Below are 12,982 nucleotides of genomic sequence, written 5' to 3'. Positions count from 1 at the left end.
ACCTCGACTCAAAGGAAAAGAAAGCATGTTGAAAAAGACTCTGGCCGCTCTGGCAATCGGTTCTGCCGTGCTGTCCGCCAACGTAATGGCCGCTGACTACACCGTCGACAAGGAAGGCCAGCACGCCTTCGTCGACTTCAAGATCAGCCACCTGGGCTACAGCTACATCACCGGTACCTTCAAGGACATCAGCGGCAAGTTCAGCTTCGATGCTGCCAAGCCTGAAGACAGCAAGATCGAGTTCGACGTGAAGACCGCCAGCGTGTTCACCAACCATGCCGAGCGTGACAAGCACATCGCCAGCAAAGACTTCCTGGACGTGGGCAAATTCGCTGACGCCAAGTTCGTCTCCACCAGCGTCAAGTCCACCGGCAAGAACGCCGATGGCAAAGACACTGCTGACGTGACCGGTGACCTGACCCTGCACGGCGTGACCAAGCCGATCGTGGTCAAGGCCACTTTCCTGGGTGAAGGCAAGGATCCATGGGGCGGCTACCGTGCCGGCTTCGAAGGCACCACCAGCATCAAGCGTTCTGATTTCGGCAAGATGATGGACCTGGGTCCACAGTCCGACAAAGTCGACCTGTACATCTCGTTCGAAGGTGTCAAAGCGAAGTAATTTTCGCCAGACATACAAAAACGCCCCCGGTCTTGCGACCGGGGGCGTTTTTTATTGCCTTGTCGAAACTCAGCGATTGCGGGTCAGCAAGGCCGGTTTCTCACCGCGTGGGCGGCTTGGCAGTTGATCGAGCTGCTCAGGCGTCGGGAAGCGGTCGGCTTTCGATTCCTTGTGCATGATCTTCGGGCCGCTGCTGCGCGGGTTCTGCACGGCCGGTTCGGCACGTTGCTGATCGTCACGGGCCGGACGGCGGTTGCGCGAATTTTCGTCGCGACGACCCTGACCATCACGCGGGGCACCGTTACGCGGGCCGTTGCGTTTGCCCGGCGGGGTGCCGGTGCTCGAACCGTTGCTGTTGCGCGGGCCGTTCTGACGACCTTGCGACTGGCCGCCGCGCGGAGCGCCCGAACCTGCGCCCTGCGCCGGAGCGCCTGGGCGACGGTTGCGACCACCTGCAGGTGCCTGCTTCGGCACGTAGTCAACGCGGTTGCCGAAGTTATCGATATCGTCGTCGAGGAACTCGTCCGGTGCACGATCAGCCGCAGCACGTGGCGGCTGGCTTGGCTGACGCTGTTCGCGGGCCGGGGTGCCTTCGCGTGGTTTCTGCTGACGGGCTGGACGCTCGCCACGCTCACCGCGTTCGCCGGCAGGTTTTTCCTTGCCCTTGTCTTTGCCTTTGTCTTTACGACCACCGCCACCGCCGCCATTCGGGCCGTCGCCGCGCGGGCCACGACCGTTGCGCGGGTTGCGCATGTCCGGACGTTCGCGCACTTCAGGCTTCTCGGCCTCGATGGTGCTGGCATCGAAGCCCATCAGGTCGCCGTCGGCAATTTTCTGCTTGGTCATGCGTTCGATGCTTTTCAGCAGTTTTTCTTCGTCTGGCGCGACTAGCGAGATCGCCTCGCCCGAACGACCGGCACGGCCGGTACGACCGATGCGGTGCACGTAGTCTTCATCGACGTTCGGCAGTTCGAAGTTGACCACGTGTGGCAACTGGTCGATGTCCAGGCCGCGCGCCGCGATGTCGGTGGCAACCAGGATGCGTACCTGGTTGGCCTTGAAATCGGCCAGGGCCTTGGTGCGGGCGTTCTGGCTCTTGTTGCCGTGGATCGCCACAGCCGGCAGGCCGTGTTTGTCCAGGTACTCGGCCAGACGGTTGGCGCCGTGCTTGGTGCGGGTGAACACCAGCACCTGTTCCCACGCGCCGGCGGTGATCAGGTGGGCCAGCAGCGCACGCTTGTGGCTGGCCGGCAGGCGGAAGACGCGTTGTTCGATGCGCTCGACCGTGGTGTTCGGCGGCGTCACTTCGATGCGTTCCGGGTTGTGCAGCAGCTTGCCGGCGAGGTCGGTGATGTCTTTGGAGAAGGTCGCCGAGAACAGCAGGTTCTGGCGCTTGGCCGGCAGGCGGGCGAGGACTTTCTTCACGTCATGGACAAAGCCCATGTCGAGCATGCGGTCGGCTTCGTCCAGCACGAGGATTTCAACGTGGGACAGATCGATGCTGCCCTGGCCGCACAGGTCGAGCAGACGACCCGGGCAGGCAACCAGTACGTCCACACCACGGGACATGGCCTGAACCTGCGGGTTCATGCCGACGCCGCCGAAAATGCAGGCGCTGACGAATTTCAGGTCACGGGCGTAGATCTTGAAGCTGTCGTGTACCTGGGCCGCGAGTTCGCGGGTCGGGGTCAGGACCAGGACGCGCGGCTGGCGCGGGCCGTGGCGCTGGGATTTGTCCGGGTGACCGTTGGGGAACAGCCGCTCCAGGATCGGAAGGGCGAAACCGCCGGTTTTACCGGTACCTGTCTGTGCCGCAACCATCAGGTCGCGACCTTGCAACACGGCGGGAATGGCCCGCTGTTGCACCGGAGTAGGCTCGGTATAGCCCGCGTCTTCGATAGCGCGGACCAAAGCCTCGGAGAGACCGAGGGAAGCAAAGGACATGAGTAATCCTGTTTTAGTTAGGGCTTGGCCCAATGGGAGTCTTGCCTGGCGCGAATGGCGTTTAAGAGGACGCAATCCCGTCCGGTCCTGCTGCGGTTCCGAAGGCACGTCCGGAGCGCTCGCGCGGGCTGAAAAGCTGCGCTGTAGCGGGTCGGGAGGCCTGTAACGGTTCCGGGCGTCCGGGCGTGAGCCTGGCGGGAACGCCGGAGTATAACAGAGCAATCACTGCGCGCCGCTTTCCTGCTGCTCAACGGTTTTGCCGCTGGCGGTGGCGCTGCTCAAGGGTTTTTCCGAAACCGGGGCTGCACCGTAGCGCGCGCTCAGCTCGGCATAGGCCGGCTCACGCTTGAAACGCTTGAGCTCGGCGCCGAAGCGCTGCACCAGCAAATCCATCCCCGCATTGCGCCGCACGGCCAGAAACTGGCTCTGACGGCTAATGACGGTGGGGTTTTCGGTGATCTGATCGCGGATATTCAGTTCATCGAGCAAATGCTGACCCACGCGGCGATCGGTGATCAGCAGGTCGATGCGCCCGCGCACCAGTTTGCCGAAATTGGCTTCGTGGGTCGGGGCCGGTTCCCGGTTGAACAGGGTCGATTCACTGAAGTCGGGGCTGTACAGATAACCCGGCGAGGTGCCGATGGTCAGGCCCTTGAGGTCTTCAAGGCTGCGAAAAGGGTGCGGTCGGTCGTTGGCGTAGAACATCACGAACTCGACGTCCGACAGCGGTTCGCTCGGGTAGAGCAGGGTGGCGTCGCGTTCGTCGCTGTGAAAGATGTCCAGCGCACCGTCGGCCTGCCCGGTTTCGAGCATCGACAGGCAACGCTTCCATGGCAGGAACTGCCACTCGACATCGATGCCCAGACGTTTGAACACAATGGCAGTGGTTTCGTAGTCCAGCCCGAGGTTCTTTCCGTTCTCTTCGTAAACGTACGGCGCCCACGGTTCGGTGACGATACGCAGCTTCTCGCCTCGAGCCGCAAAGCTCAGGCAAGCAAAAACCAGCACGGCGAATAACTGCGTGATCAAAGGCATGACTTGAGATTACGACGAGAAACGCCAAAGAGCCAGAAACTGGCTGCAGAAGCTCTGTTTCGGGCCTTGAAAGCAAAAGATCGCACCTACGAAACGCTTATAGGCATTGGCGCAGTCTGCGATCTTTTGATCTTGCTTGTGGCTTTCAGCTTGAAGCTTGCCGCTGTTTTATCGTGGCAACTTCAGATTGTTCCAGATCGCCAGGCTAGGTTCGGCCTGGTTCATGGAATAGAAGTGCAGGCCAGGCGCACCGCCTTGCAGCAGGCGTTCGCACATTTCGCTGACGACTTGCTCGCCGAAGCGCTGAATGCTCTGGCTGTCATCGCCGTAGGCTTCCAGTTGCTTGCGGATCCAGCGCGGGATTTCCGCACCGCAGGCATCGGAGAAGCGCGCGAGTTTGCTGTAGTTGGTGATCGGCATGATCCCCGGCACGACCGGAATGTCCACGCCCAGCGCCTGCAAACGGTCGACGAAGTAGAAATAGCTGTCGGCGTTGAAGAAGTACTGGGTGATCGCGCTGTCGGCGCCGGCACGGGCCTTGCGCACGAAGTTGGCGAGATCGTCTTCGTAGTTGCGCGCTTGCGGATGCATCTCCGGGTAAGCGGCCACTTCGATGTGGAAATGATTGCCGGTTTCTTCACGAATGAATTCGACCAGTTCATTGGCGTGACGCAGCTCGCCGCTGGTCATGCCCATGCCGGACGGCAGGTCGCCACGCAGGGCAACGATGCGCTTGATGCCGGCAGCCTTGTACTCGTTCAGCAGGCCGCGCAGGTCGTCCTTGCTGTCGCCGACGCACGACAGGTGCGGGGCGGCGGGTACTTTGACTTCGCTTTCCAGCTGCAACACGGTGTTCAGCGTGCGGTCACGGGTCGAACCGCCCGCGCCGTAGGTGCAGGAAAAGAAATCAGGGTTGTAGGTGGCCAGCTGACGGGCAGTGGCGAGCAGTTTTTCATGGCCAGCATCGGTCTTGGTCGGGAAGAACTCGAAGCTGTAGCGACGGTCTTGGGACATCGGGGGACCTCCAGTCACGAGCGGCAAGCTACAAGCTTCGAGAGAAGCGGAGGTGCGCTGATCTCTCGTGCGTGAAACCTGCTGCCTGAAACTGTTTTGAAATAGGGGCAGAGCTCTCAAGCTTCGTACGGCAAGCCCGGCTTGTGGCCTTGCTTGCCGCTTGAAGCTTGAGGCTCGCAGCTGCTCTTTTCTTAGTAGCGGTAAGCGTGCGGCTTGAACGGGCCTTCGACGGTCACGCCGATGTAGTCAGCCTGTTGCTTGGTCAGTTGGGTGACCACGCCGCCGAAGCCGCGAACCATTTCCAGGGCCACTTCTTCGTCGAGTTTCTTCGGCAGTACTTCAACAGTCAGGCGCTCGGCTTTCTGGGCTGGCGACAGGTCGGCGTACTTCTGGCCGAACAGGAAGATCTGCGCCAGAACCTGGTTGGCGAACGAACCGTCCATGATGCGGCTTGGGTGACCAGTGGCGTTGCCCAGGTTCACCAGACGGCCTTCGGCCAGCAGGATCAGGTAGTCGTCGTTCTGAGCGTCGAAAGCGCCCGGGCCGGTACGGTGGATCTTGTGTACCTGTGGCTTCACTTCTTCCCATGCCCAGTTCTTGCGCATGAAAGCGGTGTCGATTTCGTTGTCGAAGTGACCGATGTTGCAGACAACGGCGCGCTTCTTCAGGGCTTTGAGCATGTTTGCGTCGCAAACGTTGACGTTACCGGTGGTGGTCACGATCAGGTCGATCTTGCCCAGCAGCGCTTTGTCGATGCTGGCTTCGGTGCCGTCGTTGATACCGTCGATGAACGGCGAAACCAGTTCGAAACCGTCCATGCAGGCTTGCATGGCGCAGATCGGGTCGACTTCGGAAACCTTGACGATCATGCCTTCCTGACGCAGGGACTGGGCCGAGCCTTTGCCCACGTCACCGTAGCCGATGACCAGCGCTTGCTTGCCGGACAGCAGGTGGTCGGTGCCGCGCTTGATGGCGTCGTTCAGGCTGTGACGGCAGCCGTACTTGTTGTCGTTCTTGGACTTGGTCACCGAATCGTTGACGTTGATGGCCGGGATGCGCAGTTCGCCCTTGGCCAGCATGTCCAGCAGGCGGTGTACGCCGGTGGTGGTTTCTTCGGTCACGCCGTGAACGCGGTCCAGAACCTGTGGGTATTTCTTGTGCAGCAGCTCGGTCAGGTCGCCGCCGTCGTCGAGGATCATGTTGGCGTCCCATGGCTGGCCATCCTTCAGGATGGTCTGCTCCAGGCACCACTCGTACTCTTCTTCGGTTTCACCTTTCCAGGCGAAAACCGGGATGCCGGCAGCGGCGATGGAAGCGGCGGCCTGATCCTGAGTCGAGAAGATGTTGCAGGACGACCAGCGTACTTCGGCACCCAGGGCAACCAGGGTTTCGATCAGCACGGCGGTCTGAATGGTCATGTGGATGCAGCCGAGGATTTTTGCGCCTTTCAGCGGCTGCTCGGAAGCGTACTTGCGGCGCAGACCCATCAGGGCCGGCATTTCCGACTCGGCGATGATGGTTTCACGACGGCCCCAGGCAGCCAGGGACATGTCGGCAACTTTGTAATCGTTAAAATCTGCAGGCGTGATAACAGCGCTCATGAGAGCCTCCATTCGTAATGTATGCGAATGGGCGCCGTTGTGCGTTTAGTGTCCGGCCTGAGCCAGTCAACGCCCCATCCGAGCCTGACAGGTTGAACCTGCTGCAGCGCCCCTCGGACAGGTGGCGGGAAAACGGTACCAAGTGAAGGTTACCGTTTTGAAACGGGGGCGATTATAGCCGTCTAGACTGATCTTCCAAAGGGTTTCTGTCGGCCAGATGAAGATCATTAATAGCGACCATAGTAGAAGCCTCATGGAGCATGACCGCTCAGTCTGCCAAGATGGCCCCATCATTCGGCAAGACGCTCAGGAGTGAAGATGAATTTCCACACCCGCAAGTGGGTAAAACCCGAAGACCTCAACCCCAACGGCACCCTGTTCGGCGGCAGCCTGCTGCGCTGGATCGACGAAGAGGCGGCGATCTACGCCATCGTTCAACTGGGCAACCAGCGCGTGGTGACCAAGTATATTTCCGAGATCAACTTCGTCAGCGCCTCGCGCCAGGGCGACATCATCGAACTGGGCATCACCGCCACCGAGTTCGGCCGCACCTCGATCACCCTGACCTGTGAAGTGCGCAACAAGATCACCCGCAAGAGCATCCTGACCGTCGAGAAGATGGTTTTTGTGAACCTCGGCGAAGACGGCCTGCCGGCGCCGCACGGGCGGACCGAAATCAAATACGTCAAAGACCAGTTCAAGGATGAAACGCCCGTTACCGAGTAATCGGCGCACCCCACAGAACGGAAGCCGAGCGGCGCGTGTCGTAGCTTTATGACCCCGCCACCGGTTTCCCGCCATGACCACGCCAACAGACGGCAAGACCCCCGACCTCTCGGCCAAGGAACAACACGAAGTCGAGAAAAACCAGCCGCCCCGGGCGGCGGTCCTGCATGAAATCATCCGCAAACAGGGCGACCAGGAACTGGAGCGCAGCATCGCCGCGCTGTGGTGGTCGGCGCTGGCAGCCGGGCTGACCATGGGCCTGTCGCTGATGGGCATGGGCCTGCTCAATTCCCGGTTGCCCGAGGGCGACGAGTTCAAGGTGATCGCCAGCTTCGGCTACTGCGCCGGTTTTCTCGCGGTGATCCTCGCTCGCCAGCAGTTGTTCACCGAAAACACCCTGACCGCTGTTCTGCCGGTCATGACCAAACCGACGCTCGGCAACTTCGGCCGCCTGATACGGCTCTGGACAGTCGTGCTGTTCGGCAATCTGTGCGGCACGATTCTGGTGGCGTATGTGATGCTCGAACTGCCGATCTTCGACAGCAAGACCGACGCCGCTTTCCTCGAAATCGGCCGCAAGGTCATGGAAAACCATACGAGCCAGATGTTCGCCAAGGGCATCGTTTCCGGCTGGATGATCGCCACCATGGTCTGGATGATCCCGTCCATGGAGAGCGCGAAGATGTGGATCATCATCCTCATCACCTACCTCATGGCGCTGGGCGACTTTACGCACATCGTGGTGGGTTCGGCGGAAGTGTCGTATCTGGTGTTTGCCGGCGAGTTGCCGTGGAGTGATTTCTGGGCGGTGTTTGCCGGGCCGACCCTGGCGGGGAACATCATTGGCGGCAGTTTTATCTTCGCCCTGATCAGCCATGCGCAGATCCGCAGCGAAAGCGGCAAACCGAAGGAGTCTGCGGATCAGGCGGAAAAGCCCGACCCGCAGCGGATCAGGAAATGATCAGTGGTGCGCAGGCTCGGCAGCGGTTGCCGGCTCGTCGCGAGTCGCATGTTTGACCAGTTTGCCAATGGTCAGACCCTGCAGCAGGATCGACGACAGCACCACGATGTAGGTGATGCTCAGCAGCAGATCGCGCTCCGGGCCCAATGGCAGGGCCAGGGCCAACGCCACCGAAACCCCGCCGCGCAAACCACCCCAGGTCAGGATGCGGATGGTGCCGCGCGGCACCGTGCGCCAGCGCCGCAACAGAACGATGGCGGGTGCCACGGTGAGCAGGCGCGACAACAGAATCGCCAGCGCCAGCAAGCTTGCCGCCGCTACATGCAGCCAGTTGAACGGCAGCAGCAACAGCTCCATGCCGATCAGCGCGAACAGCAGGGCGTTGAGCATGTCGTCGAGCAACTCCCAGAAACCGTCCAGGTATTTGCGCGTCATGTCGTTCATCGCCAGGTTGCGACCGAGGTTACCGATGATCAGACCGGCGACCACCATCGCAATCGGCGCCGAGACGTGCAGCTCGGTGGCCATCGCCGAGCCACCGATGACCAGCGCCAGGGTCAGCATGACTTCGATCTGGTGCTGCTCGATGCTCTTGATCATCAGGTACACCAGATAACCGATCAACCCGCCGAACAGCACGCCGCCGATGGCTTCGTGGGCAAACAGCATGGCGGTGGCGCCGATGGTCGGGGTTTCGCCCAGTTGCGCGATGCCCAGTAACACGGTGAACACCACCACGGCAGTGCCGTCGTTGAACAGCGATTCGCCGACGATGGTGGTCTTCAACGGCTTCGAGGCGTTGGCAGTCCGCAACACGCCGAGCACCGCGATCGGGTCGGTCGGGGAAATCAGTGCGCCGAACAACAGGCAGTAGAGGAAGCTCACGTGCCAGCCGAACAGGGCGAAGATGTAGTAGGCGAGGCTGCCGATCACGGCGGTGGCGATCAATACACCGAAGGTCGCCAGCAGGCCGATGGGCCATCGATAGCTGCGCAGGTCGTTCAGGTTGACGTGCAAGGCGCCGGCGAACAGCAGGAACGACAGCATCCAGTTCATCAGCAGATCACCGAAGTCGATCTGGCCGATCAGTTGCTGTACGCGCTCTTCGAGGCCGGGGTAGCCGAGCAGGCTCAGGCCTTGCAGCAACAGGGAAAACATCAGTGCGGTAACCATCACGCCGATGGTCGGAGGCAAACCGATGAAGCGGAAATTCACAAAAGTGAGGAGGGTGGTGAGGCAGATGAAAGCGGCGACAAGTTCAAGCATCCGGGGTCCTTTGGATGGGGGGTGAAAAGACAGCGCACCTGTTCATGGGCGCAAGGGTTGGATGGGTAGACACCGGGCGGGGGCACAATTGTGTGGCCCGGGCAGGATTTTTTTGGCATTTGTCTGTGCGCAACCGGGTGTGGCGAGGTCGCTTGACGTATAAACAGCGCCTGACACATCGCGAAGCAAAGACCTGATCAAATGGCTCGGGTTCAAAAACAAGAATGAAGGAGTGACACGTGCTGGCGACAGCTCTGGTGTTGGTGGCGGCGCTGTTGCATGCCGCGTGGAATACCCTGATCAAATTCAGCGCCGAACGGTTGCTGGTGGTGGCCTGCATGGACACCGTGGCGCTGTTGTTCGTCGCGCTGGCGTTTCCTTTCATCAGCCTGCCGCCGCAGGAAGTCTGGCCGTGGATTCTGGCGTCGGCGGCGTTCGAGCTGCTCTATCGCTACCTGTTGATCCAGGCCTATCGGGTCGGCGACCTCGGGCTGGTCTATCCGTTGATGCGCGGGCTGTCGCCGCTGGTGGTACTGGCGCTGACCCTGATCTTCGCCGGCGAAGTGCTGACCACCCAACAGATCTTCGGAATCATGCTGATCCCACTGGGCATGGCCTGCCTGCTCTGGCAGGGCGGTGGCGGGAAACACCTGCCGTGGTCGATGCTGCCGGTGGTGGCGCTGATCGGGCTGTGCATCGGCTGCTACACCTACATTGATGGGCAGGCCTTGCGGCGCTGGTCGCACCCACTGGATTACCTGGTCTGGGTCACGCTGCTCAGCGCCTGGCCGTTCCCGATGCTGGCGTGGGTGGCCAAACGTCCGGCGTTCCTGCAGTTCTGGCGCGAGCAATGGAAGCTGGGGCTGGCGGTCGGGTTCTGCGTGTTGTTCAGCTACGCTCTGGTGCTGTGGGCGATGCAACTGGGGTCGATTGCCGAGGCCGCGGCGTTGCGCGAGATCAGCGTGATTCTGGTGGTGCTGTTCGGCATGCGTTACCTGAAAGAACCTTTCGGCCGGCCACGGCTCTTAGCCTGTGGGCTGGTGCTGATCGGCATGCTGGTGATGAAGTTCTGACCCGCCAACTCTAAAAACTGAAAAAGGACGGCGTTATGACGGTGGCTCTGTGGTGCGTTTTCATTGCGATCTTTCTGCCCTATGTGTGCACGGGCGTGGCCAAGGCTGTCGGTGGTTACCGGCTCAGTGACAATCACGATCCCCGGGATTTTCTCGAAAGCCTGAACGGTGTGGCCCGACGGGCCCATGCGGCGCAACTGAACAGTTTTGAAGTGACACCGGCCTTTGCGGCGGCGGTGATCGTCGCGCACCTGGTGGGCACGGCGCAGCTGGTGACGGTCAATGTGCTGGCAGTGCTGTTCATCACCAGTCGCCTGCTGTACATCATTTGCTATCTGGCGGACTGGGCGATTCTGCGGTCGCTGGTGTGGTTTGTCGGGATGGGGCTGATTGCCAGTTTCTTCTTCGTTTCGGTCTGACGCTGAAAGGATCGCAGGCTGACGAGGCCTGCGATCCTTTGCGTTGCGCTTACTGCCTGTCGGCCACCTGCGGCACTTGCGGCAACGCCGCGCCTTTGGGCCAGAGCATCCAGATCTGCCCTTGCTGCTTCATGTCGCCGGCCAGTTGCCCGGCGGCATCACCGGTGCCCCAGAACAGATCCGCACGAACTTCGCCGGCAATCGCGCCGCCGGTGTCCTGCGCCGCCACCGGGCGTACCAGTGCAGTACCGTCAGGGCGGGTGGTCGACAGCCACAACAAGCTGCCCAGCGGAATCACCTTGCGATCCACCGCCGCGCTGTAACCGGCGGTCAGCGGCACATTCAGCGAGCCGCGCGGGCCTTCGTTGCTGTCCGGATTGCGGGTGAAGAACACATAGCTCGGGTTGCTGCCCAGCAACTCCGGAATGCGTGACGGGTTGGCCTTGGCCCAGTTGCTGATGGCGCCCATGGTCACGTCTTCTTTCTTCAGCTCGCCCTGTTCCACCAGCCAGCGGCCGATCGGCCGGTACGGGTGGCCGTTCTGGTCGGCGTAGGCGATGCGCAGTTGCCGGCCGTCATCGGTCTGAATCCGCCCTGAACCCTGGATCTGCAGGAATTGCAGGTTCATCGGGTCGGTCAGCCAAGCGACTACGGGTGCCTTGACCCCTTTGCTCTCGATGGTCGCGGCGTCGTCGTAAGGTTTCAGCACGCGGCCCTCAAGGCGTCCGCGCAGGCGCTTGCCTTTCAGTTCCGGGTAAATGCTGTCCAGCGAGACGATGATCATGTCATCGGGCACGCCGTACACCGGCACATTGGCGGTCGCGGTTTGCGTCAGGCTGCCGGGGTAGACCGGTTCGTAGTAGCCGGTGATCAGACCGTTGGGGTTGTCATTTTCGGCGCGCAGGCCGAACACATCGAGGTTTTGCTTGAGGAACGTGCGGATATCGCCAGCGCTTTGCGGCACATTGGCCGCCGCCGCGCAGGTGGCGCCCCAGACCGGGTCAGCCTTGAGCCGGGTGCAGGCGCTGCGCCATGAACCGAAACCGGCCACCAAATCGTTGTCGGAAACCGCAGGCAGGGCTTCCCAGGTGGCGCTGGAGTAAGTGGCCAGTGCGTGGGTTTTCGGCTTGGCACTGTCGCCTCCGGTGCAGCCGGCAAGAATGACCAGCAGTGGCAGGGTTACGATGAGTGGGTGGCGCCAGGCCTTGAAACGGCTGTTCATGGAGAATTTCCTGTGTCGGTTGCAGGCGTGCTCCATGCGCGCCAGCAACCCATATTATTAATAGGGCTATTGGTGTTTGGCGGTGACGCGAGGATACTGGCCGCCGAATTCCGTGACCTGAAGCCACCATGACTCTTAAAAGACTTTCTGTTGTATTGCTGGCCTGTCTGACCTTGTCCGCCTGTGGCGGTGTTGATCCCAATTCCCCGCTGGGCCAGCGCAAGGCGATCTTCAAGCAGATGCTCAAGACCGGCGAAGACCTGGGCGGCATGCTGCGCGGGCGCATCCCCTTCGACGGGCCGAAATTCACGGAAGGCGCGGTCAAGCTCGATGCGCTGTCCCATGAACCGTGGAAGCATTTCCCTTCGGTGCGTGAAGAAGATCACACCAGCGCCAAGGACGATGTCTGGCAGCGACAGGCACGTTTTCAGGAAATGGCCCGCACCCTTGAGGCCGCCACCGGTGAGCTGGTGATCGCCAGCAAGGTTCAGCCGTACAAGGCCAGCAACCTGGGGCCGGCGGTGCAGAAGGTCGAAGATGCCTGCAGTGCCTGTCATAAAGAGTTTCGGGATCATTGATCCTGAGGTGCGGTGACGGAGAGGACTCTTTCACCGCACATTGCCTGCCGGATTACTTGTCCAGTTCGTCCAGCGCGTCCTGCAATTCCTTGCGCGACTCGGCGAGCTTGTTCTTGCGCTTGTCGATCTTCTCCGGGTCGCCTTTCTTCATGGCCTTGTCGAGATCGGCCTGGCGCTTGCTCACTTCGTGCTTGGCGTCGAGCACCTTGTTTTCACGTTCCTTCTTCAGGCCGGCGTCGGTGCAGTGTTCGGTGACTTCGCGCAGGGCGGTTTCGAGGCCGGCCTGCTGGTCGGCGTTGCCACGGGATTTGGCCTGTTCGATCTGATTGATGATGCCTTGCTTCTTGGCGGCGCAGCCGGTCAGGCCCGGGGCGTCTTCGCCAGCCATCGCGGGTGCGGCCATTACGGCGCAAAGAGTCAGCATGGCGAGCGGTGCGAGAAATTTCATAAAAGCTCCATGTGCAAAGGCAATCGGGTCGGGAAAGCACTGCGCTGTTGGAGCGCTTCGGCGACCGTTGGGTTCC

General features: G+C 61.1%; 13 protein-coding genes and 1 riboswitch. Of the genes, 6 read left to right on the top strand and 7 right to left on the bottom strand.

The window, feature by feature from the left end; genetic code table 11:
• The first annotated feature begins 25 nt into the window (after positions 1-25).
• Positions 26-619 (top strand): YceI family protein, encoded by a 594-nt coding sequence (locus DLD99_RS26920; protein ID WP_085731599.1) that lies wholly within the window; start codon positions 26-28, stop codon positions 617-619.
• A 69-nt stretch (positions 620-688) separates the two neighbouring features.
• Here the strand turns inward: DLD99_RS26920 and rhlE2 are convergent, their stop codons facing one another.
• The 4 genes from rhlE2 to ahcY all read right to left on the bottom strand — a co-directional run bounded on the left by rhlE2 (position 689) and on the right by ahcY (position 6,213).
• Entirely contained in the window at positions 689-2,563 is a 1,875-nt protein-coding gene (gene rhlE2 / locus DLD99_RS26915; RefSeq protein WP_085709104.1) for an RNA helicase RhlE2, read from the bottom strand.
• 222 nt (positions 2,564-2,785) lie between these two features.
• Entirely contained in the window at positions 2,786-3,598 is an 813-nt protein-coding gene (locus DLD99_RS26910) for a substrate-binding periplasmic protein (protein ID WP_114886048.1), read from the bottom strand.
• 168 nt (positions 3,599-3,766) lie between these two features.
• Positions 3,767-4,612, bottom strand: coding sequence for a methylenetetrahydrofolate reductase [NAD(P)H] (gene metF, locus DLD99_RS26905; RefSeq protein WP_114886047.1), 846 nt, complete (start codon positions 4,610-4,612; stop codon positions 3,767-3,769).
• 191 nt (positions 4,613-4,803) lie between these two features.
• On the bottom strand, positions 4,804-6,213 hold the full coding sequence (ahcY, locus tag DLD99_RS26900; RefSeq protein ID WP_085709106.1) for an adenosylhomocysteinase: 1,410 nt from the start codon (positions 6,211-6,213) through the stop codon (positions 4,804-4,806).
• Between the two features lie 22 nt (positions 6,214-6,235).
• Positions 6,236-6,334, bottom strand: a riboswitch (S-adenosyl-L-homocysteine riboswitch).
• Positions 6,335-6,531: 197 nt separating this feature from the next.
• Here ahcY and DLD99_RS26895 point away from each other — a divergent pair.
• Both DLD99_RS26895 and DLD99_RS26890 read left to right on the top strand, forming a co-directional pair.
• The gene (locus tag DLD99_RS26895; RefSeq protein ID WP_007959686.1) at positions 6,532-6,939 is read left to right on the top strand and encodes an acyl-CoA thioesterase; all 408 of its coding nucleotides are present in this window, start codon (positions 6,532-6,534) and stop codon (positions 6,937-6,939) included.
• A 73-nt stretch (positions 6,940-7,012) separates the two neighbouring features.
• Entirely contained in the window at positions 7,013-7,900 is an 888-nt protein-coding gene (locus DLD99_RS26890) for a formate/nitrite transporter family protein (protein ID WP_114886045.1), read from the top strand.
• Here the strand turns inward: DLD99_RS26890 and DLD99_RS26885 are convergent, their stop codons facing one another.
• Positions 7,901-9,166, bottom strand: a complete 1,266-nt coding sequence (locus DLD99_RS26885) for a cation:proton antiporter (RefSeq protein ID WP_064600020.1) — start codon at positions 9,164-9,166, stop codon at positions 7,901-7,903.
• A 239-nt stretch (positions 9,167-9,405) separates the two neighbouring features.
• On the opposite strand from DLD99_RS26885, the gene DLD99_RS26880 reads away from it, so the two are divergent.
• On the top strand, positions 9,406-10,239 hold the full coding sequence (locus DLD99_RS26880) for an EamA family transporter (RefSeq protein ID WP_114886043.1): 834 nt from the start codon (positions 9,406-9,408) through the stop codon (positions 10,237-10,239).
• A 35-nt stretch (positions 10,240-10,274) separates the two neighbouring features.
• Positions 10,275-10,658 carry an MAPEG family protein gene (locus tag DLD99_RS26875; protein ID WP_085709110.1) on the top strand — a complete coding sequence of 128 codons (384 nt, stop codon included), beginning with the start codon at positions 10,275-10,277 and terminating at the stop codon, positions 10,656-10,658.
• 49 nt (positions 10,659-10,707) lie between these two features.
• Here DLD99_RS26875 and mltA read toward each other — a convergent pair whose 3' ends face one another.
• Positions 10,708-11,880, bottom strand: a complete 1,173-nt coding sequence (mltA, locus tag DLD99_RS26870) for a murein transglycosylase A (protein WP_114886042.1) — start codon at positions 11,878-11,880, stop codon at positions 10,708-10,710.
• A gap of 128 nt (positions 11,881-12,008) precedes the next feature.
• Between mltA and DLD99_RS26865 the strand changes: the two genes are divergently transcribed.
• Positions 12,009-12,458, top strand: a complete 450-nt coding sequence (locus DLD99_RS26865; RefSeq protein ID WP_114886040.1) for a c-type cytochrome — start codon at positions 12,009-12,011, stop codon at positions 12,456-12,458.
• A gap of 52 nt (positions 12,459-12,510) precedes the next feature.
• On the opposite strand, the gene DLD99_RS26860 is transcribed toward DLD99_RS26865, so the two are convergent.
• Entirely contained in the window at positions 12,511-12,906 is a 396-nt protein-coding gene (locus DLD99_RS26860; protein ID WP_085709113.1) for a DUF1090 domain-containing protein, read from the bottom strand.
• Between the last annotated feature and the right edge of the window lie 76 nt (positions 12,907-12,982).

Source organism: Pseudomonas kribbensis, assembly GCF_003352185.1.
Lineage (GTDB): Bacteria > Pseudomonadota > Gammaproteobacteria > Pseudomonadales > Pseudomonadaceae > Aquipseudomonas > Aquipseudomonas kribbensis.
This window is presented reverse-complemented; position numbering and strand designations above follow the sequence as displayed.

Excerpts from the sequence above, each read along its gene's own strand:
- DLD99_RS26920 (WP_085731599.1), top strand. The coding sequence starts at position 26 with ATGTTGAAAAAGACTCTGGCCGCTCTGGCAATCGGTTCTGCCGTGCTG.
- rhlE2 (WP_085709104.1), bottom strand. The coding sequence starts at position 2,563 with ATGTCCTTTGCTTCCCTCGGTCTCTCCGAGGCTTTGGTCCGCGCTATC.
- DLD99_RS26910 (WP_114886048.1), bottom strand. The coding sequence starts at position 3,598 with ATGCCTTTGATCACGCAGTTATTCGCCGTGCTGGTTTTTGCTTGCCTG.
- metF (WP_114886047.1), bottom strand. The coding sequence starts at position 4,612 with ATGTCCCAAGACCGTCGCTACAGCTTCGAGTTCTTCCCGACCAAGACC.
- ahcY (WP_085709106.1), bottom strand. The coding sequence starts at position 6,213 with ATGAGCGCTGTTATCACGCCTGCAGATTTTAACGATTACAAAGTTGCC.
- DLD99_RS26895 (WP_007959686.1), top strand. The coding sequence starts at position 6,532 with ATGAATTTCCACACCCGCAAGTGGGTAAAACCCGAAGACCTCAACCCC.
- DLD99_RS26890 (WP_114886045.1), top strand. The coding sequence starts at position 7,013 with ATGACCACGCCAACAGACGGCAAGACCCCCGACCTCTCGGCCAAGGAA.
- DLD99_RS26885 (WP_064600020.1), bottom strand. The coding sequence starts at position 9,166 with ATGCTTGAACTTGTCGCCGCTTTCATCTGCCTCACCACCCTCCTCACT.
- DLD99_RS26875 (WP_085709110.1), top strand. The coding sequence starts at position 10,275 with ATGACGGTGGCTCTGTGGTGCGTTTTCATTGCGATCTTTCTGCCCTAT.
- mltA (WP_114886042.1), bottom strand. The coding sequence starts at position 11,880 with ATGAACAGCCGTTTCAAGGCCTGGCGCCACCCACTCATCGTAACCCTG.
- DLD99_RS26865 (WP_114886040.1), top strand. The coding sequence starts at position 12,009 with ATGACTCTTAAAAGACTTTCTGTTGTATTGCTGGCCTGTCTGACCTTG.
- DLD99_RS26860 (WP_085709113.1), bottom strand. The coding sequence starts at position 12,906 with ATGAAATTTCTCGCACCGCTCGCCATGCTGACTCTTTGCGCCGTAATG.